This window comes from Aurantiacibacter suaedae (genome assembly GCF_005434915.1).
GTDB classification, from domain to species: domain Bacteria; phylum Pseudomonadota; class Alphaproteobacteria; order Sphingomonadales; family Sphingomonadaceae; genus Alteraurantiacibacter; species Alteraurantiacibacter suaedae.
The window spans coordinates 536,850-558,935 of sequence record NZ_SKCG01000003.1 but is presented as its reverse complement, the minus strand read 5'-3'; the positions used below and the strand labels follow the sequence as shown (position 1 = coordinate 558,935).

Sequence of the window (22,086 nt, the reverse complement as noted above, 5' to 3'; positions counted from 1 at the left end):
GAGACCAGCACTATTTCGGATTTTGTCAAACTCGTTACCTTTTTGCCCCTTGTTGAATGCCCTGTGAAGAGGCTAGGCAGGCGTTCAGGGATCAGCCGAAAGCGGCTGCGCACAAGTGTGGGAGCAGGATTGAACATGGCAACCGAAACAAAGCCGGCATTGCGTCGAAAGCAGGGTCTTGCGCTGGGAGCCGCGCTGGCACTGGCGCTCGGTGCCTGTTCTACGGTGCCGGGGGAAGGCACCAGCGCCGCGGCCCCATCGCTCGCCAATGTTGAATGGGACGCTTACCTCGGCGGCCAGGATTCGGCGCAATATTCCCCGCTTGATCAAGTCAATCGCGGCAATGTGAACCAGCTCGAAGTTGCCTGGGAATTTCCCACCGGCGAAGGCCAGCCGCCGCGCTTCAACCCGATCGTGGCGGGCGGACGGATGATCGTGCTGGCGGGTGATGGCAATCTGGTCGCGCTCGATCCGGCCAGCGGCACCGAACTGTGGCGCTCGAACATCGAAGGGCGCATCGGCGCACGCGGCATCACCTACTGGGCCAGCGCCGATGGCACCGAAGAGCGGCTGATGATCGAGAACGATGGCCGCCTGCGCGCGATCAACGCCAAGACGGGCGAATTCTTTGCCGACTTCGGCACCGACGGCGGTGTCGATCTGCGCGGCATCCTGCGGCCCGACGGCACCGCCCCCAACGGCCCGCTGATGAACGACAATCCGGGCCGCATATATAAAGACACGTTCATCGTACCGCTGCCCGCCGGGCATTACGATTATGCCTCCTCGCCTGCCGACATCGGTGCCTATGACGTGCGCACCGGCGCGCTCAAATGGGTGTTCCACGTGGTCCCGCGCGAAGGCGAGTTCGGATCGGACACCTGGCCCGAGAAGGATCGCGAAAAGTTCGGCGGCGTCCACAACTGGTCGGAATTCACGATCGATGAGGAAACGGGCATCGCCTATATCCCCACCGGCACCGCGCGGTATGACTTCTACGGCGGCAACCGCCCCGGCGACAACCTTTTCGCAAACTCGGTGCTGGCGCTGAATGCCGAAACCGGTGAGCGCGTCTGCCATTTCCAGACAGTCCACCACGACTTGTGGGACTACGACCTGCCGACCGCGCCCAAGCTGATGACGATCCAGCACGATGGCGAGGACGTGCCGATCGTGATCCAACCCGCGAAGACCGGCTATCTTTTCGTGCTCGACCGGCGCGATTGCTCGCCGATCTGGCCCATCGAAGAGGTGGCCGTGCCGCAGTCGGACGTGCCGGGCGAACACAGCTCGCCCACCCAGCCCGTGCCGACTTGGCCCGAGCGGTTCGGCCGCGATCATTTCGATGCGACGATGATCAATCCCTACATTCCCGAGGAAGATCAGGCCAAGGTGCGCGAACAGCTCGCCACGGCGCGCAACGATGGGCCGTTCACCCCGCCCAGCCTCGGCACCGGCTCGGTCTCGATGCCCGGCCACAACGGCGGCGTGAACTGGGGCGGCGTGGCCAGCGATCCGGTGAGGAAGCGCGTCTATGTCGTCAGCCGCGAGCTGCCGCTGCTGCTGAACCTGCTGCCCGACAAACGCGAAAGCGCGCTGGAGGCCATGCCGAACAGCGACGATCCTGACGTGATGCCTTACCGCTGGCCGACCAACTTCTGGTTGCAGTCCAACGGTATGGTGCCGATCGAGCCGCCGTTCTCGCTGCTCACCGCCTATGATATGACCACGGGCGAGAAGCTGTATGAAGTGCCCAACGGCGAGATTCTCACGCTGGAGGAACAGGGCATCACCGGCGTTGGCGCGCAGGCTCCGCGTGGCGGCCCGGTGGCGACGGCGGGCGGGCTGATCTTCGTCGGCACCGCGACCGACCGCGCCTTCCGCGCTCGCGATGCCGATACCGGCGAAGTCCTGTGGGAATACCGCTTCGATGCGGCGACCGAGGGCGTGCCGGCGATCTACTCGCTGAACGGGAGGCAATATATCACGGTGCCGGTTGGCGGCGTGGGCCACTTCGCGGGCGGCTTGGGCCTGCCCGAGCCGGGGCCGAGCAAGTACGTGACCTTCGCCCTGCCCGAACGACAGTGACTACGTCCGGGGCGGCAGGACGCTACATTGGGGGAGAGAAACAATGACACGAACACTGTTCCTGATCGCCGCAGCGGGCCTTGCGTTTGCGCTGCCCGCTACGGCGCAAGAGGTGCCCGAAGACCTCACCGTGATGCCGCCGGTGCCAGACACCTATCAGCCCTCCCTCACTTCATGGGGCGAGCCTGATCTTCGCGGCAGCTGGCCGATCAACGACATCGCTGACCTCCCGGTCAACCGCCCCGAACGCTATGGCAACCGGTTCTGGAAGACCGAAGAGGAAATGGCAGCCGAACAGGGCAAGGTCGAAGCCCTCGAAGAGGCCTATGAGGTCGAGGACGAGCAATCCACCATCGGCCTTGGTCACTGGATCGAGTTCGAGGCCGGAGTCCGCCGCACGTCGATGGTGGTATCACCCACCGATGGTCGCCTGCCCGATTGGACCGATGAAGGCCGCCGCCGCTCGGCACTGATGCGCTCAAGCTGGCTGATCGGCCAGACCTACGACTGGACCAACGATTTCGACAGCTACGACCGCTGCATCACGCGCGGCTTCCCCGCTGCCATGTATCCGGCGCGCTACAACAACGGGCTGCGCATTTTTCAATCGCCCGGACAGGTCGCCATCGTGATCGAGATGCTCGGCACGCGGGTGATCCCTGTCGGCGAAGGCGGGCACTGGCCCGAGGCTGTCACCGGCTGGTACGGGTCGAGCCGGGGCCGCTGGGTCGATCACAACACGCTTGAGGTAGAAACCACCAACCTCACCACCGGTGCTTCGGTGTTCTCGAACGGCACGCTCGGCGTTCCGGCCAACAACACCACACCGGTTAGCGAGCAGGCGAAGGTGATCGAGCGTTTCACCATGGTGGGGCCCGACACGATCACCTACGAAATGACCCACGAAGACCCGGTAATCTGGACCGCGCCCTTCACCCTGCGCGTCAACTGGACCCGCGACGACGACTACCAGATGTTCGAATATGCCTGCCACGAAGGCAACGTGCAGCTGCGCGGCTACATCAATTCCGACCGCGCCCGGCGCGAGCAGGAATATGCCCGCGGCCTGATGCTTGAACCCGTGGGCGAAGATGCCGGGCCGCCTCCGGCGATGGACCCGGCTGCCGGAGGCCTCAAGCGCCGCGAAGATTGATGATTACCCGCGGCCGGAAAGGGCTCTGGCCGCCTACCGATTTCAGGAGAGAACGCAATGACCACTTTGAAGACCATGCTCGGACGAACGTTGTTCGTTCTGTCGGCCAGTTCGCTGGCGCTCGCGATGCCGGCGGCGGCGCAGAACGTCGTGCCCGAAGACCTGACCACCATCGCTCCCGTCCCGACCGACTTCGATCCGCCAAAGACAAGTTGGGGTGACCCGGACCTGCGCGGCACCTATCCGATCGACAACATCGCCAGCCTGCCGATGAACCGCCCGGAGCAATATGGCGACCGCTTCTACCTCACCGAAGAGGAATTCGCTGCCCGGCAGGAACAGGCGGGCCGTTCGGATGCTGCCTATGCCGCTGAGGAAGAAGCAGGCACAATCGGCATGGGTCACTGGGTGGAATCGGATGCCTCGGGCCGCCGCACTTCGCTGCTGGTCTATCCCACCAGCGGCCAACTTCCTGGGCTGACCGAGGATGCGCAGAAGCGCTATCAGGCGGGCCGGTCGAGCTGGACGCCGAACACCGACTTCGAGTGGCTAGGTGATTTCGACACCTGGGATCGCTGCATCACGCGCGGCTTCCCCGCCTCGATGTTCCCGTTCCGCTATAACAACGGCATCCGCGTGCTGCAGGCGCCGGGATTCGTCACCATCCAGCTGGAAATGATCCACGATGCCCGCGTTATTCCGATCGTGGCCGACAAGGCGGCCGCCGATGCCATGCGCTGGCCCGCTGACGTGCGCGCGTGGATGGGCCAGTCGATCGGCTGGTGGGAAGGCAACACGCTGGTGATCGAGACGACCAACATCGTCTCCGGCGACAGCGTGCCGCACGATACCTACGACCGTGGTCCCTCGCCGCTCAACATGGCGACCATGGGCGTGCCGCCGTTCAACACCATCCCCACCGGCGAAAACGCCAAGGTGACCGAGCGCCTGACGATGACCGATCCGGGCCACATCGTTTACGAGCTGACCTACAATGATCCCGAGGTCTTTACCGACAAGTGGACCGCGCGGCTCGATTGGACGCAGGACAATGACTATTCGTTCTTCGAATATGCCTGCCACGAGGGCAACGTGCAGCCGCGCAACTACATCACCGCTTCGCGCGCCGGGCTCGAAGCGCTGAGCGAAGAGGATGCGGCGAGCAACACCTCGCACTAAGCGTCAGTGATTGGCGGGCGCGCAAACGAGCGCCCGCCAACCGCCAATACGGCCCGCAGAAGGCCGCGAAACAGAACAGGGATGCCAACCGATGCACACCTCGCTTGCGCGTAGCGCGCTTACCGTCACCGCCTGTCTGGGCCTCGCCGCCTGTGCCACCAGCTACAGCGGCACTGCCCATGCCGAAACTGCCGCGCCCGTGGACGTAGTTGCCACACAAAATGGCCGCGTGCAGGGAACGGCCGGCAAGCTCGACGGAGTGACGGTGTTCAAAGGCATTCCCTTCGCCGCACCGCCGGTGGGCGAGCTGCGCTGGGAGCAGCCGCAGCCCGCCGCGAACTGGGAGGGCGTGCGCCAAGCCGACCATTGGGGTGACAGCTGCGTGCAGAACCCTGCGTCGCAGCGCTTCCCGGTCAATTCTGCCACCGATATGCCCGACAGCCCCGGCATGTCGGAAGACTGTCTCTATCTCAACGTCTGGACCACAGCGAGCGAGGTCGACGCCAAGCTGCCGGTGATGGTCTGGCTCTATGGCGGCGCCTATAACGAAGGCGGCGGCTCGTCGCCGTTCAGCCAAGGCGATCAACTCGCGCAGAAGGGCGCGGTCGTGGTCACGTTCAACTACCGCGTCGGCTCGCTCGGCTTCTTCGCCCACCCCGAGCTTACCGCGCGCGACGGGCACTCGGGCAATCAGGCGATGGGTGATGCCATCGCCGCGCTGCAATGGGTGCAGGACAATATCGCGGCGTTCGGCGGCGATCCCACGCGGGTCACCATCTTCGGCGAAAGCGCGGGCGCGGCAATGAACGGCGCGCTGGCGGGGGCTCCTCCGGCGGAGGGGCTGATCACCCGCGTCATCAGCGAGAGCGGCAACTGGATGGGCCTCAACATCGCCCCCATGGTTCCGCGCGAAACCGCCGAACAGCGCAGCCTTTCCGCAGCGCAGGAGAAGCTCGGCACCACCAATCTCGCAGAACTGCGCGCCCTACCCGCCGAGGAAGTGTTCGCAGCCGTCCCCGGCCAGGGCATGATTATCGACGGGCACATCGTGCCCGAAGACCTCTCGGTGACCTTCGCCGAGGGCCGTCAGCTCAAGGTCGATGTGCTGACCGGTTCGAACGAGGACGAAGGCAGCTTCACCGCTCTGTTCGGCCCGCCCGCCACGCTTGAAAGCTGGAACGCGGGCGAGGCCATGCGCTGGGGCGACGAGGTCGAGCTGGGCCGCACGGCCTATCCGGTCAGCACCGATGCCGAGGCGCAGGCGATGGCCACCCAGCCCTTCGGCGACAACATGAGCTGGCTTCACCGCCAGTTCGCGAAGTATCAGGCCGAGATCGGCCAGAAGGCCTATCACTACTGGTTCCGCCACGATCCGCCCTATGATGAGGGCCGCGCCAATCTCGGCGCCGCGCATACGGTCGAGATCCCCTACGTATTCGACAACCTGTGCGCCCCGCGCACTTTCCCCGCCGGCTCGTCGGTCGAGCAGATGTGCGGCAACCCGGAGGAAGAGGCCTTCGCCGACCTTGTCAGCCAGTATTGGGTGAACTTCGCCGCCACCGGCAATCCCAACGGCCCCGGGCTGCCGCAGTGGCCCGAGGTCGATGCGGTACCTGAAGGCAAGGTGATGGTGCTCGATGCCGGGCAATCGGGCGTCGGTGACTGGATCGCGCCCGCCAAGGTGCAGCTTTACGATGCGCTGTTCGAAGACAAGGTGGCGACCCCGCTCGGCATTGCCGACTAGAGATTGCGCCCACCCTGACGCGCAGATAGGCTCGGTGTCCGACCCACAGGCATAAAGCCGTGGGCACACAGGCGCTTTGGGAGAGCTGCGCATGACACATAAAATGGGGACGCTGCTGCTGGCATCGGCTGGCTTGGCGGCGATGGGGTTTGCGGGCGCTGTCACCGCGCAATCTGTCACGGGCTTTGCAGAACAAGCCGAGCGAGGTCGCCAGACCTATGCCGTCCACTGCGCGATGTGCCACGGGGGAGATCTTGCGGGCGGCCAGTTCGCCGGAGCGCTCAAGGGCGGAGCCTTCCTCGACAAATGGGGCGGAGTGCCCGCCGCCGAACTGTTCGATTACATCCACCGTTCGATGCCGCCGGGCGGCTCCAGCGCGCTGGGCGAGGACGACTATGCCGATCTCACCGCGCTGATCCTGTCAGAAAACGGTGCCGTGAGCGAGGCCGCAATGGGCTTTGCCGGGGGCCAGCTTACAGGGCCGCAAATGCCCGCCGCGCCTGCGGGAGAGCAGGGCAACGAGCTGGGCATCGGCGGCATTACCGACCGCTACCCCTTCCCCGCCGCGCCTGAGGCGGTCGACCGCTTTGCGAACTACAGCCCGGTGACCGAGGCAATGCTGTCCGATCCGGCACCGGAAAACTGGCTCAGCTGGCGGCGCGGCCACGAAGGGCAAGGCTACTCGCCGCTGGCGCAGATCACGCCTGAAAATATCGCTACCATGCAGGTCGCTTGGTCGCAGGCCTTGCCACCGGGGGCGACGATGAACGAGCCGCTGGTCCGCGACGGGGTGCTCTATGTGTTCGGCTTCGGCGATAGCGTGTTCGCCTTCGATGCGGCGAACGGTAGGCAGCTATGGCGCTATGACAGGCGTTTGCCCGACGACGTCGCCCCGCTCTCCAAGAAGACAATCGCGCTCTATGGCGACAAGCTTTACGTCGCCACCTCCGACAACGCGCTGGTCGCGTTCGATGCGCGCAGCGGGCGGCCCATCTGGGACGTCAAGATCACCGACCGCTCCGGCATGCGCAGCAACGGCGGTCCGCTCGCTGCCGACGGCGTCATCATGGCGGGCCTCGCCACGCAGGAGCCTGGCGGCGGGATCATCGCCGCTTTCGATGCCGAAACGGGCGACCATCTGTGGACCTTCGACACCGTCGCCAAGACCGGCACAGAAGGCGGCGATACCTGGAACCGCGTGCCCGACGAGGAGCGGCGCGGCGGCTCGGTCTGGACCAGCGGCACCTATGACGCCGAGACTGGCCTCGCCTTGTGGGGCGTGGCGCAGACCTACGATACCGGCCCCTATCGCGATGCTTTGCCCGGCGCGAACAACGACGGATTGTTCACCAACTCCACCCTCGCCTTCGTGCCGCGCACGGGCGAGCTGAAGTGGTACTATCAGCACGTGCCCAACGACCAGTACGATCTCGATTGGGTGTTCGAACGCGTGATCGGCGATCTCGATGTGAACGGCGAGCGCCGCCATGTGGTGATGACCGGCGGCAAGGAAGGCCTGTTTGACACGCTCGACGCCGCGACCGGCGAATATATCTCCACCGCCGACATGGGCTTTCAGGACTTCATCACCCAAATCGACCCGGTGACGGGCCGCAAGAGCGTCGATCCGAGCAAGATACCGGGCCGTGATCGGGACTCTGTGTTCATGTGCCCGCACGCAGGCGGCGGGCGCAACTGGAGCCCCACTTCGTTCGACGAGGCCAGCGGCACGCTGTTCGTCAACGCGCGCGATACCTGCATGGAGCTGCGCCCGGTGACCGAAGGCGGATTCCTGACGAGCGGGGTCAACGTTTACTATTCGGCACCCGCCGATTCCGATGGCAATTTCGGCTTCGTCCAGGCCATCGACATGGCAACGGGGGAGGTGAAGTGGGAAACCCGCCGCCGCGCGCCTTACGATATGGGGATGCTCGCCACGGCCAGCGGATTGCTGTTCACCGGCGGCATGGACGGCGACTTCCTCGCCTACCGGCAGGACGATGGCGCGCAGATCTGGCGGAGCGCGCTCACCGGCGTGCCCAACGGCTCGCCGATCACCTATGCGGTGGACGGCAAGCAATATATCGCGGTGGTGACGGGTGCGGGCAATCCGCTCTCGTTCGGGCTGCCGGGCTTCACGCCCGAACTGCCGACACCCGCCGTGCCCTCGGCCGCTGTTACGGTCTTCGCGCTGCCCGAGTGACCACGAAAAAGGGGCAGGCGAACCGTGATGCGCCTGCCCCTTTTCTTGTTCTATCAGAGCTGGATCAGGCGCCCGCGCAGGCGATCCCGGCCAGCATGGAAACGATGAAGCCATCGTCGCCCTGCCCGACCATGTAGCAATCGTAGATGCCCAGCGTGAAGCCGATGGCGCGGCCGAAGAACACGATGGTGATCCAGAAGATCAGCGAGGTGATGCCCGCAACCTTGGCGCCCATCGGCACAACCGGCGAGGTGTCCCAGTTGGCCACGGTCTTCCACGTCACGAAGTGGAAATAGGCCATGTTGAGGCCGGCAATCGCCAGCAGCACCATCTTGCCCATGAAGAACGGGTTGATCATGTAGCTCGACGTTTTCGAGATGTAGAGCAAGGTGCCGGTGATCGCCGCCAGGATAAACCCGCCCCATGTCCACTTGAGCGTATCGCGGCTCATCGAGGTGATCGGGTAGTTCTTGGAGGCCACGCCCAGCAGGCGCAGGTCCATCACGAAAATCGTGCCGAGCACCGTGACCAGCGCGATCACGTGGATCGTTTCGATCGTGGGGAAAGCCCAGGTGCTTTCGGCGATGAAGATGCCGAGCGGGGAATACTGGATCGATTCCCAGATCGTCGTCGGTTCAGGATAATACATTATTCGAAACTCCCCCTTACACCGGCACGTAGGCGATCCAGCGACCGCACACGATGATCAAGCACCACAGCGCCATGATGAGCCAGCCGGTGGCCTTCGCCCCTCCGGTGCCGATATAGGCCGCGCCAGCCGTCTGCGCGGCGGAGCGGACCGAACCGATCCACGAAAGCGAAACGAGAACCATCACGATCAGCGCGATCATCTTGATCCAGAACACGGCGTTGATCATGTTGCGCACCGGCTCTGCCATGATCATGGCCAGGCCCGACAGCACGATGACCAGCAGCCCCCAGCGCACCCACGGCACGAAGCGCGCGGCGGTCTGCTCGAAGGTCAGGCCCGCCCCGGCCATGCCGTTCACGCGCAACACCACCATCAGCACCGAGCCGAAGGCGGCACCGATCGCAAGGATGTGGATCGCCTGGGCAATGGGCACGTTCCAGAAGTTCTCGACCATGAACAGGCTGAACGCAGTTTCCTGCATCCAGAACGCCCAGTCGAGCAGGACCGTGCCTCTCATCCAGTCCGTTATATTGAAAAGTAGATCACCCATCGGCCCTGTACCCCTCCTTGTAATGGCTCTTTGTGAAGGTGTGTTGCTGCGGGCAGATTGATCCTGTCCGAAGCCCCTCTCACATGCCCGCTAGCGAGCATCTGCCATTCCGCCAAGCCTAATTGCCAGACTTCATTATGAATTGCAATTTTTGGCACACTATGCTTTGGCCCTCCACAGACTGACATAAAGCCATTATTTTCCGTAGCTTGCGCAAACATTGAAGCGCGCTTTTCCTGGCCAGGGCGCGGCCGGGCTTTTCGTGGAGACAAGGCATTGTCAAACTTCCGCCTGCAGTTTAGGACAGAATCAACAAGTCGCGCAAACTTGCAGAGCGACATCTGGTGAGAGGGTGATTCGGGGACAATGGCAATCCGAGCGATGCATAGGGCGGGAACCGCAGCTGTGCTGGCTTGCACGGCAGCCAGTGGGCTCGTCGCGCAGACAGCACCTGCCGATGGTGACTGGCCCAGCATTCAGCGCGATGCCGCCGCCACCCGCTATTCCCCGCTTGCCCAGATCAATCGCGCCAATGTGAGCGGCCTCGCCTCGGCCTGGTCCTATCCGCTGCGCGCTTTCAACACTGCTGTCCCTATCGTCATCGATGGCGTGATGTATTTTCCGGCGCAAAGCCGGGTGGTGGCACTCGATGCCGCCAGTGGTGAAGAAATCTGGGTTCATGAACGCGACATGCCTCCCGGACCGAACGGGTTCTCAGGGCGCGGCGTCAGCTATTGGCCCGGCGACGCCAGCCACGCCCCGCGCATTCTGGTAACGGCGGGCGACCGCATTCACGCACTCGACGCCGCCACGGGAGAGCCCGTGGCCGATTTCGGCGAGAACGGCTCGATTGCGATGGGCGGCCCCGGCTATGGCGGCACCCCCACGATTGCCGGCAACACCATGATTATCGGCGCGGCTTCGCTTGAAAACCCGCAGGGCGAACCGGGCAATCCGCGCGGCTATGATGTGGTTACCGGCGAACGCTTGTGGGAGTTTGACACCACACCCGATCCGGGCCAGCCCTACAACGATACCTGGGGCGATGGCTGGAAAGATCGTGGCGGCACCAACATGTGGGGCTTCCAGGCGACCTACGATAGCAGCACCGGTATTGCCTATCTCCCCATCGCCGGCCCCGCGCACAATTATTACGGCGGCGACCGCCCCGGCACCAACGTCTATGGCAACTCGGTGGTCGCGGTCGATGCGCGCACCGGCGAATACAAGTGGCATTTCCAGACCGTGCACCACGATCTGTGGGACATCGACATGAGCAATGCCGGTCCGCTGATCCCGGTTGAGACCGAGACCGGCGGCCACCTGGCCTTGGCCAATATCGGCAAGTCGAGCTACTTCTACCTGCTCGATGCGGAGAGCGGCGAGCCCGTGCTTCCGGTGGAAGAGCGGCCGGTGCCGCCGGGCAACGTTCCGGGCGAGTACTATCACCCGACCCAGCCCTTCCCGGTGGTGACCCCGCCGCTGAGCCGGGTCGAGATGACCTATCAGGATATCGTCAGCCCCGAAGATACCACGCCCGAACACTCGGCAGCCTGTTACGCCATGTGGGACAAGGCAGGCGGCTTCTACAACGCCGGTCCGTTCACGCCCTTCCGCTACAAGGAAGCCGATGCCGCGCCGTTTTCGACCATCCAGTTGCCGGGCGGAACCGGCGGCGTGAACTGGGGCGGCCCGGCGGCCGATCCGACCACCGGGCTGGTCTACGTGAACGCTCAGGACACCTCGCTGGTCGGCTGGGTCGAGAAGGTCGAGGGGGAGAAACCCTACAGCTTCGATGCCACCTCGGCCCCCGAGTACGACCGCGCCAGTGTCGACGGGAAAGGCCCGTTCTTCACCTTCAGCGCGCCGCTTTCGGGCGAGTACGACGAGCGCGGCCGCCCGGTCGGCACCAGTGCGCCGTGCTACAAGCCGCCGTGGGCGCGCCTCACGGCGGTCGATGCCAACACCGGCGAAATCGCCTGGGCGGTGCCGCTCGGCATGTTCGAGGAACTGCCCGAAGGGCGCCAGGTGCTCGGCAATTCGGGCAGCGCCGGGCCGAGCGTGACCGCAGGCGGACTTGTGTTCGTGGGCGCCACCAACGACAAGCGCCTGCGCGCGTTCGATGCTGCCACTGGCGAGCAGCTCTGGGAAAGCGTACTAAACGGTAACGCCAATGCGAACCCGATGACCTATCGGGGGCGCGATGGCAGACAGTATGTCGCAATCAATGCCGGAGGCATGATCGCGGCTTTCGCACTCAATCAGTAATCGCATACAGGAGAGGTCATGCGGGGGATTAAACACTTGAGCTTGTTGGCGGCATCGGCGCTGGCCTTTGCCGGCTGCGCAAGCGTGCCCACCACGTCGGCAGTTGCCCAGAATAGCGAAGCCAGCGCCCCGGCGCGCATCGGCGATGCACCGAACATCAACGGTGTGTGGCAGGTGATGAACGAGGCAAACTGGAATCTCGAGCCGCACAGCGCCGGCCCGAACCCGCTGCCCCAAGGCGATACGCTGCTGGGTGCGATTGGGGCGATTCCGCCCAGCATCGGCGTGATCGAAGGCGGCGAGATTCCGTACAAGCCCGAAGCGATGGAGCGGCTTAACCAGAACCGCGAAAACCTCATCAGCTGGGATCCGGAAGCGGCCTGCTACCTGCCCGGGATTCCGCGTGCGACCTATATGCCGCACCCGTTCCAGATCATTCAGGGCGATGGCGACGACATCCTGATCGCCTACGAATATGCTTCGGCCAACCGCGTGATCCACATGGGCGAAGTCGGCATTCCGCCGATCGACACCTGGATGGGCACCTCCTACGGCCAGTGGGACGGCGACACGCTTGTCGTGACCACGCTGGCGCAGGGCCCGGGCCTGGTGAAGCTGCCGGGCGGCGAGATGATCGACGGCGTGACCTGGCTCGATCGCAACGGCAACTATCTGACCAATCACGCGACCGTTACCGAGCGCTTCACTCCGATGGGTCCGAACCATATCGAATACGAAGCCACGATCGACGATCCGGAGATCTACACCCGTCCGTGGACGATCAAGATGCCGCTGTACCGCCGCGTGGAAGAGAATGCGCAGCTGCTTGAGTTCAAGTGCGTGCCGTTCTCGGAGCACCTGCTCTACGGCGACTTAATCGAAGAGTAATGTTGGGTCGGGCAAACAGACAAAGTCAATTTAAGATTTGTCCGAAACCCGGGGATTTTGACAAGGAGTAAATCATGCAGATCAAGAAGCTCAGCGCTGCCGCAATCGGCGCCGTGCTGGCGATCACCGCAGTGGGCGCCGCCGCGCACCACTCGTTCGCCACCGAATTCGACCGCAACAAGCCGATCCGCTTGTCGGGCAAGGTCGTGATGTTCGAGTGGGTGAACCCCCACTCCTGGATTCACATCGATGTGAACCGCAACGGCAAGACCGAGCGCTGGCGCATCGAAGGCGGCGCACCGTCGGCTCTGCTGCGTCGTGGCTGGAACAGAAATTCGCTGCCCGCGGGCACCGACATCATCGTCGACGCCTTCCAGGCGCGCGATGGCGACACCCGCGCTTCGGCGGCGGAAATCCGCTTTCCGAACGGTCGCGAGCTGTCGCTCGGCAACCCGACGACCGAGGCTGTGGCCGCTGCGGCCCGCCGCGCCGGCAACTAAGCTAGGCGTCATCGAACAAGCGAACGGGGGCCCGCGCGGCCCCCGTTTTCGTTTGCGCGCCGACGATTGACTTTGTTCGGCAGGCAGGCATCACCCTCAGCCAGAGGGGGAGAAAACCTGTGCCTGCCAAAGGCCACGCGATTGTCGTTGATCTGCTGATGAACGCCTTCTCGGTGCCTGCCTTGGACTATACCAGCACAGATACCTATCGCTTCAATTCGGGAGTCGACGGCCCACGCGTTGCCGATCGGCTCGCCACCACTTTCAGCCGCGAGCGCAGTGGCATCAATTCTACCGTCGAGGTGATCGGCCCAGAGGGCGCGAGGCGGGCGCCGGCCACTGCTGGATAAACCGCCGCCGCTATCTCAAGGACTTCCTGCCGCGTCTGTTCCGCTAGTTCGAGCCGGCGAGCGCGGCACCGATCTCGGCAAAGTCCGCGCGCACTTCACCAAGGGCTTCGGAATTGAACACCATCACGCAATCGAGGATCGTCTCACGCGCGGCGGTGTAAAGATGCTCGAGCGCGCCAGCGACGGGGTTGCTGCGGTCGAGGCCCATTTCGAGTGCGGTGATCGCCGCGATGGCGCGGGTCAGCCCGTCGGAGCGGCTGGTGGAATCGCCCGCCTCGTTGGCGCGGATCGCGCGGCCCAGTTCGCTCACCACCTGCTCGAAGCAGATCGCGACGAGGTCCTTGTGGTCCGAACCGAGGATGCGGGCATTGACCTGCACCTTGCGGTAAGCGTCATGCGGGTTCTGGCGCAGCATCAACATAATTAATTGCTCGAATTCCAGGCGTCGATCTGCTGCTGCAGGAACGACATCGTCGATTGTGAAGCGGCGACACGCGCATCGGCCTTGGCAAAGCGTGACACCATCTGAAGACGCAGCGCTTCCTGCTTTTCGGCAAGTTCGGCCGTCCGTTCGGTGACCTGCTGTGCCTGCCCTTCATAGCGCTTGATCGATGAGGCCAGCGAGTTGGCGTCGCCCGTCGAGCTGGCGCTGCGGGAGAGCTTGTCGAAAGTCGAATAGACGCCATAGAGACCCGTGGTGAACATGGCCGCCACGCCATCGGGATCGCGCTCAAGCGTCGCGGCGAGGCGGTCGTCGTCGATCTTGAAGGAGCCGTCGCGGTTGATCACAAGGCCAAGGTCGCTCAGCGTGCGCGGGGCGTTGCCGGTGGCGTTGGGCATCACGACGGTGCCCGGCAATTGCGACAGCGCCAGCTTCAGCGCGCGCGCGCCCGGATCGCCGCGCAGTTCGCCGCCCTCGACCGCGGTGGCGCGGTTCAGTTCGGACACCACTTCGTTCAACGCCGTAACGAGATCGGACATCGTCTGCGGCACGCCGCCAGTGGTGTTGGCGAAGGTAATCGCCGTGGGATTGCCGATATTGGTGCCGGTGAGCGAGAGTTGCAGGCCCGGCGCGATCTGCCCGGTGCTGTTGGTCTTGCTCGTCATCTCCAGCCCGTCGAGCTTAAACTTGGCGTCCTGCGAGACTTCCTTGAGCTGAGCGGCAGAGCCGGTGCCGGGCTGCCAGGCAAGCGCGGCCAGGCCTTCTTCGCCGGGTGTTTCGGTCGCCTCGATCACGAAGCCGCTTTGCTCACCCTCGGCGCCCTTGAACACCAGCTGCGGGCCGTTGACGGTCTGCGCGATATAGGCCGAGACACCGGCCCCGGCAGCGTTGATCTTGCTGGCGATGTCCTTGAGCGTGGAGCCGCTGTCGATCGTGATATCGACCGCGGCTTGCCCTGTATCTTCTGTGAAGGTGGTGCCATCCATCTTGCCGAAGCGAATGGTAAGCGAACCTGCGCCGACCGGATCGGTCGCCGATGCCATTGCCGGGCCGGTCAGCACCTGGCGCTTGGCGAGCTGCGTCACTTCCAGCGAATAGCTGCCCTTGCCGATGGTGCCAATCGGTGTGCTGGCCGTGGCGACAGAACTGTTGGCAACCTTGGGCAGCGGAGCGAGGTTGCCGGTGCGAACGAGGTCGCCCAGCGAACTGGCGAGCGTGGAAAAGCCGTTCTTGATGTTCGAAGCGGCGGTGATCTTCTGTTGCAGCAGCTCGCCCTTGGCGGTCAGCCGGTTCGTGCGCTGCTCGAACTGAGCCTTGGCCAGGTCACCCGCAAGCTGGGTCATATTGATCCCGCTGCCCGCACCAAGCGTCGTGATGATCGAGCTTGTCGAGCTGGTTGAGGAGGTGCTTTCCATGACTGCTAGAACGGCCCCTTTCTGCTGCGATTAAGCCGAGGTGCGGCCATCGGCGTCGAACTGCACCTCGACCGGAACGCTGACGCGCGGCAGCGGCGGGGTCTCGCCGCGGCGGATGGACAGCACGAAGGCGACGATGGCGGCAACCGCGGCATAAAGCTCCTCGCGGATCACCTGCCGTTCGCGCGTGGTGTAATACAGCGAACGTGCCAGCGGCGGATATTCGAGCACGGGGATCTGCATGTCGGCCGCAACTTCGCGGATCGCGAGCGCCTTTTCGCCGCGCCCCTTGGCAACCACGATCGGTGCGGAGGCCTTTTCGGGATCGTAGACGAGCGCGACCGAGAAGTGCGTGGGGTTGGTGATGACGAACTGCGCATCTTTCATCGCCGGGCCGAGCGCGCCGGTGGCGATTTCGCGCTGACGCTGACGGCGCGCGGACTTCGTCTCGGGCGAGCCTTCGCTTTCCTTGTTCTCGTCGCGCATTTCCTGATGCGTCATCTTCAGCCGCTGATCCCGCCGGAACCACTGGATCGGCAGATCGATCATCGCGATGATGACCAGCCCACCCGCCAAGGCTGCGACCAACGAGATGCACGCACTCCATGCAATTTCGAGCTGCCGCGCCAGCGTCACCCGGCCCAGCTCGGAAATGTCGGGCAGCGTCATGCGCATCCATACAAAGGCAATGGTGCCCAGCAGCGCCACCTTGAGCAGACCCTTGCCCATCTCGATCCACCCCTGCGGGCCGAAGATGCGCTTGAGGCCGGACATCGGGTTGATGCGCTTGCCCTTGAATTGCAGGTTCTCCGCCACCCAGCGCCCCTCGCCGAACGAGAGCTGCGCGATCAGCGAGGCGGCAGGCACCATCAGGCCGAGGATCACCACCGGCACCGCCACATCGGGGATGATGGCCAGAACGTCGCCCGCCCCGCCCCGTTCGAGCGACGTGGCATCGAAGGTGAGCGCGGTGATGACCAGCTTGCGCAACTCGTCGAGCACCCACGGCCCGGCCACGATCATCCAGGCAAGCCCGGTAATGACGGTGGCGGCGGTGGCGAGCTCCTTGCTGCGCAGCACATCGCCTTGCTTGGCCGCCTCGCGCCGTTTGCGCGGGGTTGGCGCAAAGGTTTTCTCGCCGCTGCTCTCCTGGCTCATGGCGTAATCACCAAGGCTACGTTGTCGAGGCCAGTGCGGGTAATGGTCTCGAATTCGGCGTAGATCAGCGGCGAAGCCACGATCAGCGCGCCCAGCCCCGCCAGCACGCCCGAAGGCAGGCCCAAGGCGAACAGATTAAGCGACGGTGCCGAGCGGCTGAGAATGCCGGTTAGCAGCTGCACCATCAGCAACACCAGCGTGATGGGCAGTGAAATGAGGACCCCGAACTGGAACAGCTGCGTGGCGAAGCTGGCGATCACCATGGCCCGATCTTCGCCGAGCCAGGTCTCTCCCGGCGGAAAGGAGGTATAGCTCTGCACCACCAGCTCCAGCCATTGCAGATGGCCGCCTACAGCCAGGAAAATCAGCGTGAGCACGATGGTGAAGAACTGGCCAAAGGCGGTGATCTGCGTTCCTGCCTGCGGATCGGTAGTCATGGCCATGGAAAGGCCCATCGCCCCGCCGATCACCTCTGCGGCAAGCACTGGCCCGGCAAAGGCGATCTGCAAGACGAAACCCAGCGTCAGCCCCAGCACGACTTCACCTGCCACCGCAATCAGGCCTGCGAGGCTGAAGATTTCGGCAGGCGCGGAAACGTCGGTCCAGGCGGCGACGAACACCGCGATGGCACCGGCAGCAACCACACGCACCTGCGCGGGCACGCCCATGGCACCGAAAATCGGCGCAGCGATCATCGCAGCGCCGATCCGGGTCATCAGAAAGACCACCCGCCAGAATTCGGCCTCGAGAGGTCCGATGCCGAACGACAGGCCGCTCATCGCCCGATCATGGCAATCTGGTTGAAGATTTCGTTCAGGAAGTCCGACAGCAGCACCATCATGCTTGCGCCGAGAACGACCAGCACCAGCGAGATCGCGGCCAGCTTGGGCACGAAGGTCAAGGTCTGCTCGTTGACCGAGGTCGCCGCCTGGATCAGGCCGACCACAAGGCCAACCGCGAGGCTGGCGATCAGGATCGGCGCGGCGATCAGCGCGGTGGTCCACAGCATCCGGTCGGCAAGCGCCAGCATGGCGGGCATTTCATCCATCGATCATCGCTCCGCGCTATAGGAAACTGGCCGCAAGTGAGCCCATCAGGAGCGCCCACCCATCGACAAGAACGAACAATAAGAGTTTGAAAGGCAAGGATACGAGCATCGGGCTCATCATCATCATGCCGAGGCTCATCAGCACCGAGGAGACCACCAGATCGATCACCAGAAAGGGCAGGAACAGCATGAAGCCGATCTGGAACGCGGTCTTCAATTCGCTGGTCACGAAAGCGGGCAGCAGGATCGAAAACGGCACATCCGCTTCGGAAGCATAGCCGGGATGCTTGGCAAGGTCGGTGAACATGGCGAGGTCGGTCTCGCGGGTCTGGCGGATCATGAAGGCGTGAAAGGCGTTGCCTGCCCGCTCGATTGCCACTTCGGCGCCGATGGTATCGGCGGAATAGGGCTCAATCGCCTCGGCATTCACCCGCTCCAGCGTGGGGGCCATCACGAACAGCGACAGGAACAACGACAGCCCGATCAGCACCTGATTGGGGGGCGATTGTTGCAGGCCCAGCGCCTGACGCAGAATAGCGAGCACGATGATGATGCGCGTAAAGCTCGTCATCATCAGGATCAGCGCCGGCAGAACCGTGAGCAGGCCCATCACGAGCAGCAGCTGGAGCGACAGGCTCAGTGCCCCGTCCGGACCGTTCGACAGCTCGCCGAACGCACGGTCGAGCGCGCCGGGAACCGCCGCCTCGGTCGCCGCCTGCGCATGGACCAGCGCTGGCGTCAGCAGTGCGCCGAGCGCAGCGAAAATGCCAAGCGCTCGTTTACCGGTATAGGTCATTGGGTGAACTCGTTCTCCACGAGGTCGGCAAGGCTTTGCTGCTCGGCCTTTGCCTTCGCCTTGGCCTGCACGCGGCTTTGCGCGGCGCATTCGGCCAGCCAGGTGAAGCCGCTTTTCGAAGAGGCCACGAGAATATCGCGTCCATTGTATTCGATCACGGCCAGCCGCTGGCCAGGCGAAAGCATCAAGGTTTCGACCACTTTGATGGTACGCGGACGGCCCTCGCCGCCTGCGCCCACCTGCGTTTGCAGCTTTTTGGCCAGCTTGAGGCTGCCCCAGATCATCACTGCAATCACTGGCAGCAGCACCGCCAGCTTGAGCAGATACCAGCCCATGTTAGAGGCCTCCGACCGGGTCTGCTGACGCAGGCGGCGCCGGGATCGCATCTTCCGCTTCGCCGCCGGCGAGTTCGATGATGCGCAGACCGAACCGGTTGCCCTCGGCCACCACCTCGCCGCGCGCCACGACCTTGCCGTTGACCAGCAGGTCAAGCGGCTCGTCGATCAGCCGGTCGAGCATGATGACCTGCCCCTCGCCCAGCGCGCAGATATCGCGCAGGCGCATCGACGACGACCCCAGCTCGACCGAGACAGCAACGTCGATATCCTTGAGCATACCAAGGTTGGCGAACGGAATACTCACGCATTGTCTCCTGTCAGCAGGACTTGATCGAGTTGCAGCGCAACGCGGTCGTCCTGTTCACCCATGGCACCGCTGGCGATGCGGTGCTTGCCCACGAACAGCGGAACCGAACGCGCGACGGCGATCGGCAGAACCTGTCCGGCCTTGAGATTCATCAGCTTGCTTGCCGGCACCTTCATTTCGGCCAGACGTGCGCGCATCGCCAGCGGCACATCGGCAATGGCTGCCGGCAGAATTTCCGGGGTAACCGGCTTGGGCTGCGCCCCGCTCTCGTTGAAATGGTTAAGCAGGCGCGACACCGTGCCGGGGCGGCAGGCAAGCCGCAGCGTTATGGCCGGGCCTTCAGGCGCAACAACCGACAGCGGCATCACCACAGCGTCCGATTGGCCGGGAAAGACAGCCAGCTTGGCATAGTCGGTGGAGAAAGTGGCTTCTTCGCCTGCCCGCAGCGCCGCAGCGTCGAGACAGGTGCCCAGCGCCTGCGTGAGCGCGCGCGCAAGCCGCTTGAGCAGCAGTTCGATCGAGCTTGGCAGCTTGCGACCGGGCTTGAGATCGGCCGCACCGGCATCGCCGCCGAACATGGCTTCGAGCCGGGCGAGGATCGGCGGCAGGGCGAAGGTGGCGAACAACCGCCCGCCTGCATCGCCAACCGGCAGAATGAAATTGCCCGCAACGGGGTCGATCTTCTCGGCCAGGTCCCGTGCCAGCATCACTTCGGCGTCGCCTGCCTCGCAGGTCCACCCGCTGGAATTGAACACGGTGGCCATACGCACGGCGAGCGCAGATTCGAGCGCGGTGCCAAGGCGGCTGAACGCAGTCAGCCGGCTATCGGCATCGGGCTTGGCCGAAACCAGCGCCGCGCAATGCATCGCCGCGCGGCGTTCCGCCACGAAGGACTGGTTCATGTTCATTGAACGATCAGGCTCCGGAAATAGACCTTGTCGACGCCGCCGAAGCCTTCTTCCTCTTCGAGCACATCGTTGATCGCATCGACCATGCGCTGTTGCAGGCGTTCCTTGCCCACGGGGGTCGAGAATTCCATCTCGTCGGTGTCCGAAAGCTCGATCAAGAGTTTCGAGCGGATCGCGGTCTCGTGCTTCTTGAGCCACATCAGAACGCGTCCGTCACGGCGGGTGGAAGCAGCGAGGCCAAGCTGGACCATCGCCGGAGAACCGCGCAGGTTGGAGGTGAACTCGTTCTCGAAGTCGTAGTAGGCGGTGCGATATTCGCTGCCGCTTTCACCGGGGACATAGGCAGCATCGCCCTCCCCCTCACCTTCGCCACTGGCATAGGGGTCTTCTTCGCCCTTTTCGACCAGTTTGGGGCCCTTCTCTTCCTTGGCCTCGGCATGATCGCCGATGATGCCGGCAGCCATCAGGCCGAACACGCCGCCACCACCGGCGGCCAGCATGACCAGCGGAAGAACGATCTTGCCAATCAGGCCGCCCTTCTTGGCGCCCTCATCGCCTTCTTTCTTGTCCTTGCTCATTGCGGTATTCCCTTAGCTGTCACGCCAGCACGCCGCGGCGCCCAGTCGATTCCGGGCCACCAGCGGGTCTGCCCGCCCCTCTGTCAGAAGCTGCTGTCTGTGATTGCGCGAATATGGATAATTGCGGATTGTCCGGCTCATAGGTATTTTTACCTGAGCCTCCGTTATGACCCGCAGAATTCTGCGAAGTTTCGCCCCCTGCGAGGGCGGCTTGCCCCTGCCCGTCAGAGCGCTGGTTGGAGGACTGGTTTCCGGTATTGCCCGTATTCTGGCCGCCCTGCTGGCCAGCGTTCTGGCCCGAGCTTTGTGCCGCGCCCGCCTGGGCCAGCGCCTGCCCCACGGCATGGCGCAGTTCGGTCGGCGCGCCTGGCAGGTCGATGCTCAAGCGGTCGTCACCGCGCAGGCCCACCGCCAGCGTGACCCTGCCAAAGTCAGGGTGGCTCAGCTCCATATGGCTGCGCTCCGACCGCGCGGCGACGCGCGTTTCGATGAGCCGGTCGACCAACTGTGCGAGCGACGTATCTGTCGGGCTGGTCGGCGCTGCACCGGTCGGGTGGACCGGCGCCGATACGCCGCGGACCGCAGAACCGGCGTCGGCGAACGGCGATGAGGAAGGTTCTGCAGCCGGGACCTTGGCCGCCGCCGCCGCCGCTGGTGCGGCAGCGAGGCGCGCCTCGCGCAGTTCCTTGAGCGACTTCAGATCGCTGTTTTCACCGGCACCGGCGAGCAGCTGCGCAGTGGAGGCGCCTTCGCGCGCGTCCTTGCCTGCCTCGGGCGCAAGAGCGACCTCGCCCAGCGCGGGCTTCGCGGTCGCGCTGTTCGCCTGGCGCGCGGGTGCGAGGATCGTCTGCTGCGCCTGTTCCCAAGCGAGCCCCTGTGCCCGGCCACCGCGCAACTGCTCCAGTTCGTTCGGACGCGGAGCGGCATCGTGGCGCAGAGGCGCTGGGCTTGCAGGGGTCTCGGCACCGTCACCCGATCCCGCCGCCTCCTCGCCATCGGCGAGCGCGAGATTGGCATCGACCGGGGTCTTCGCGATCACAGGTGCCTGAACCTGATCCTTCACCAGCGGCGCGGCAGGAGCAACAATCGCAACATCGACCTCCGCCACCAGAGAGACGACTTCGGGTGCAAGCTCGCCCTCGCCCTCTGGCACCTCGCCGATGTCGATATCGAGCGCGAGCGCGGGATCGGCCTCTCCCTCGCCGGCAACCGGCAAACCTTTGCCGCCGTCCGGCAGATCACCGGCAACCGGGAGCCGCAAGTGAGGCTGCTTCTCGTCGGGGGACTGAGAGCCTACAAGCTCTGGCTGCTTCTCGGAGTCCGCGCGCACCACGGCCGTTGCGGGCCGTTCGGATTGCAGCGTGCTTCCGCCATCGTCGGCCAGCGCCCTGTTCGGCTGCTCGTCAGCGCGCGAAGCCTCGCGTTCACGCGCATTGCGCGGGGGCGCGCTCGCCTCTGACGCATCGGGTTGAGGCGAATTAGCCGATACCAAGCCCGCGAACTCGCCGTTGTCGGCGCCAT

General features: G+C 64.3%; 22 protein-coding genes. 9 read left to right on the top strand and 13 right to left on the bottom strand.

Annotation, left to right across the window (positions count from 1 at the left end; translation table 11 throughout):
* Positions 1–135: 135 nt before the first annotated feature.
* The 5 genes from E0473_RS13535 (at position 136) to E0473_RS13515 (ending at position 8,367) form a co-directional block, all read left to right on the top strand.
* On the top strand, positions 136–2,088 hold the full coding sequence (locus tag E0473_RS13535) for an outer membrane protein assembly factor BamB family protein (protein WP_137681405.1): 1,953 nt from the start codon (positions 136–138) through the stop codon (positions 2,086–2,088).
* 43 nt (positions 2,089–2,131) lie between these two features.
* A complete protein-coding gene (locus tag E0473_RS13530; RefSeq protein ID WP_137681404.1) occupies positions 2,132–3,241 on the top strand; it encodes a hypothetical protein in 1,110 nt (369 codons plus the stop codon).
* A 57-nt stretch (positions 3,242–3,298) separates the two neighbouring features.
* Positions 3,299–4,420, top strand: coding sequence for a hypothetical protein (locus tag E0473_RS13525; protein WP_137681403.1), 1,122 nt, complete (start codon positions 3,299–3,301; stop codon positions 4,418–4,420).
* A 91-nt stretch (positions 4,421–4,511) separates the two neighbouring features.
* On the top strand, positions 4,512–6,164 hold the full coding sequence (locus E0473_RS13520; RefSeq protein WP_137681402.1) for a carboxylesterase/lipase family protein: 1,653 nt from the start codon (positions 4,512–4,514) through the stop codon (positions 6,162–6,164).
* Between the two features lie 91 nt (positions 6,165–6,255).
* Positions 6,256–8,367: an outer membrane protein assembly factor BamB family protein gene (locus E0473_RS13515; protein WP_137681401.1), complete on the top strand. Its 2,112-nt coding sequence runs from the start codon at positions 6,256–6,258 to the stop codon at positions 8,365–8,367.
* 64 nt (positions 8,368–8,431) lie between these two features.
* Here the strand turns inward: E0473_RS13515 and E0473_RS13510 are convergent, their stop codons facing one another.
* Both E0473_RS13510 and E0473_RS13505 read right to left on the bottom strand, forming a co-directional pair.
* Positions 8,432–9,016 (bottom strand): DUF6644 family protein, encoded by a 585-nt coding sequence (locus E0473_RS13510; protein WP_137681400.1) that lies wholly within the window; start codon positions 9,014–9,016, stop codon positions 8,432–8,434.
* Between the two features lie 16 nt (positions 9,017–9,032).
* Positions 9,033–9,569 carry a DUF6644 family protein gene (locus tag E0473_RS13505; RefSeq protein WP_137681399.1) on the bottom strand — a complete coding sequence of 179 codons (537 nt, stop codon included), beginning with the start codon at positions 9,567–9,569 and terminating at the stop codon, positions 9,033–9,035.
* Positions 9,570–9,935: 366 nt separating this feature from the next.
* On the opposite strand from E0473_RS13505, the gene E0473_RS13500 reads away from it, so the two are divergent.
* The 4 genes from E0473_RS13500 (at position 9,936) to E0473_RS13485 (ending at position 13,575) form a co-directional block, all read left to right on the top strand.
* Positions 9,936–11,837 carry an outer membrane protein assembly factor BamB family protein gene (locus tag E0473_RS13500; protein ID WP_137681398.1) on the top strand — a complete coding sequence of 634 codons (1,902 nt, stop codon included), beginning with the start codon at positions 9,936–9,938 and terminating at the stop codon, positions 11,835–11,837.
* A gap of 36 nt (positions 11,838–11,873) precedes the next feature.
* On the top strand, positions 11,874–12,725 hold the full coding sequence (locus E0473_RS13495; protein WP_206663449.1) for a hypothetical protein: 852 nt from the start codon (positions 11,874–11,876) through the stop codon (positions 12,723–12,725).
* Between the two features lie 74 nt (positions 12,726–12,799).
* Positions 12,800–13,225 carry a DUF6152 family protein gene (locus E0473_RS13490; RefSeq protein ID WP_119594299.1) on the top strand — a complete coding sequence of 142 codons (426 nt, stop codon included), beginning with the start codon at positions 12,800–12,802 and terminating at the stop codon, positions 13,223–13,225.
* Positions 13,226–13,344: 119 nt separating this feature from the next.
* Entirely contained in the window at positions 13,345–13,575 is a 231-nt protein-coding gene (locus E0473_RS13485) for a hypothetical protein (RefSeq protein ID WP_137681396.1), read from the top strand.
* A gap of 43 nt (positions 13,576–13,618) precedes the next feature.
* Here E0473_RS13485 and E0473_RS13480 read toward each other — a convergent pair whose 3' ends face one another.
* The 11 genes from E0473_RS13480 to E0473_RS13430 are packed head-to-tail and all read right to left on the bottom strand — an operon-like array spanning position 13,619 to position 22,057.
* A complete protein-coding gene (locus E0473_RS13480; RefSeq protein ID WP_137681395.1) occupies positions 13,619–13,996 on the bottom strand; it encodes a flagellar protein FliS in 378 nt (125 codons plus the stop codon).
* Positions 13,997–13,998: 2 nt separating this feature from the next.
* A complete protein-coding gene (gene fliD / locus E0473_RS13475; RefSeq protein ID WP_137681394.1) occupies positions 13,999–15,432 on the bottom strand; it encodes a flagellar filament capping protein FliD in 1,434 nt (477 codons plus the stop codon).
* A gap of 30 nt (positions 15,433–15,462) precedes the next feature.
* Complete coding sequence (locus E0473_RS13470; protein ID WP_137681393.1) at positions 15,463–16,590, bottom strand: EscU/YscU/HrcU family type III secretion system export apparatus switch protein; 1,128 nt, start codon at positions 16,588–16,590, stop codon at positions 15,463–15,465.
* Complete coding sequence (gene fliR, locus E0473_RS13465) at positions 16,587–17,369, bottom strand: flagellar biosynthetic protein FliR (RefSeq protein WP_137681392.1); 783 nt, start codon at positions 17,367–17,369, stop codon at positions 16,587–16,589. The genes E0473_RS13470 and fliR overlap by 4 nt, the downstream gene beginning before the upstream one ends.
* Entirely contained in the window at positions 17,366–17,638 is a 273-nt protein-coding gene (locus E0473_RS13460; protein WP_137681391.1) for a flagellar biosynthetic protein FliQ, read from the bottom strand. Before E0473_RS13460 ends, fliR begins: the two co-directional genes overlap by 4 nt.
* A 16-nt stretch (positions 17,639–17,654) precedes the next feature.
* Entirely contained in the window at positions 17,655–18,434 is a 780-nt protein-coding gene (gene fliP, locus E0473_RS13455) for a flagellar type III secretion system pore protein FliP (RefSeq protein WP_137681390.1), read from the bottom strand.
* Entirely contained in the window at positions 18,431–18,769 is a 339-nt protein-coding gene (locus tag E0473_RS13450; protein WP_137681389.1) for a flagellar biosynthetic protein FliO, read from the bottom strand. Before E0473_RS13450 ends, fliP begins: the two co-directional genes overlap by 4 nt.
* Before the next feature lies 1 nt (position 18,770).
* Complete coding sequence (gene fliN, locus E0473_RS13445) at positions 18,771–19,076, bottom strand: flagellar motor switch protein FliN (protein ID WP_338325099.1); 306 nt, start codon at positions 19,074–19,076, stop codon at positions 18,771–18,773.
* Positions 19,073–19,987: a FliM/FliN family flagellar motor switch protein gene (locus E0473_RS13440; RefSeq protein ID WP_137681388.1), complete on the bottom strand. Its 915-nt coding sequence runs from the start codon at positions 19,985–19,987 to the stop codon at positions 19,073–19,075. The genes fliN and E0473_RS13440 overlap by 4 nt, the downstream gene beginning before the upstream one ends.
* Positions 19,984–20,565, bottom strand: a complete 582-nt coding sequence (locus tag E0473_RS13435; RefSeq protein WP_137681387.1) for a flagellar basal body-associated FliL family protein — start codon at positions 20,563–20,565, stop codon at positions 19,984–19,986. Before E0473_RS13435 ends, E0473_RS13440 begins: the two co-directional genes overlap by 4 nt.
* Positions 20,566–20,584: 19 nt before the next feature.
* Positions 20,585–22,057, bottom strand: a complete 1,473-nt coding sequence (locus E0473_RS13430; protein WP_137681386.1) for a hypothetical protein — start codon at positions 22,055–22,057, stop codon at positions 20,585–20,587.
* Between the last annotated feature and the right edge of the window lie 29 nt (positions 22,058–22,086).

Coding starts and splice junctions, on each gene's coding strand:
- E0473_RS13535 (WP_137681405.1), top strand. CDS start 136: ATGGCAACCGAAACAAAGCCGGCATTGCGTCGAAAGCAGGGTCTTGCG.
- E0473_RS13530 (WP_137681404.1), top strand. CDS start 2,132: ATGACACGAACACTGTTCCTGATCGCCGCAGCGGGCCTTGCGTTTGCG.
- E0473_RS13525 (WP_137681403.1), top strand. CDS start 3,299: ATGACCACTTTGAAGACCATGCTCGGACGAACGTTGTTCGTTCTGTCG.
- E0473_RS13520 (WP_137681402.1), top strand. CDS start 4,512: ATGCACACCTCGCTTGCGCGTAGCGCGCTTACCGTCACCGCCTGTCTG.
- E0473_RS13515 (WP_137681401.1), top strand. CDS start 6,256: ATGACACATAAAATGGGGACGCTGCTGCTGGCATCGGCTGGCTTGGCG.
- E0473_RS13510 (WP_137681400.1), bottom strand. CDS start 9,016: ATGTATTATCCTGAACCGACGACGATCTGGGAATCGATCCAGTATTCC.
- E0473_RS13505 (WP_137681399.1), bottom strand. CDS start 9,569: ATGGGTGATCTACTTTTCAATATAACGGACTGGATGAGAGGCACGGTC.
- E0473_RS13500 (WP_137681398.1), top strand. CDS start 9,936: ATGGCAATCCGAGCGATGCATAGGGCGGGAACCGCAGCTGTGCTGGCT.
- E0473_RS13490 (WP_119594299.1), top strand. CDS start 12,800: ATGCAGATCAAGAAGCTCAGCGCTGCCGCAATCGGCGCCGTGCTGGCG.
- E0473_RS13480 (WP_137681395.1), bottom strand. CDS start 13,996: ATGTTGATGCTGCGCCAGAACCCGCATGACGCTTACCGCAAGGTGCAG.
- fliD (WP_137681394.1), bottom strand. CDS start 15,432: ATGGAAAGCACCTCCTCAACCAGCTCGACAAGCTCGATCATCACGACG.
- E0473_RS13470 (WP_137681393.1), bottom strand. CDS start 16,590: ATGAGCCAGGAGAGCAGCGGCGAGAAAACCTTTGCGCCAACCCCGCGC.
- fliR (WP_137681392.1), bottom strand. CDS start 17,369: ATGAGCGGCCTGTCGTTCGGCATCGGACCTCTCGAGGCCGAATTCTGG.
- E0473_RS13460 (WP_137681391.1), bottom strand. CDS start 17,638: ATGGATGAAATGCCCGCCATGCTGGCGCTTGCCGACCGGATGCTGTGG.
- fliP (WP_137681390.1), bottom strand. CDS start 18,434: ATGACCTATACCGGTAAACGAGCGCTTGGCATTTTCGCTGCGCTCGGC.
- E0473_RS13450 (WP_137681389.1), bottom strand. CDS start 18,769: ATGGGCTGGTATCTGCTCAAGCTGGCGGTGCTGCTGCCAGTGATTGCA.
- E0473_RS13440 (WP_137681388.1), bottom strand. CDS start 19,987: ATGAACATGAACCAGTCCTTCGTGGCGGAACGCCGCGCGGCGATGCAT.
- E0473_RS13435 (WP_137681387.1), bottom strand. CDS start 20,565: ATGAGCAAGGACAAGAAAGAAGGCGATGAGGGCGCCAAGAAGGGCGGC.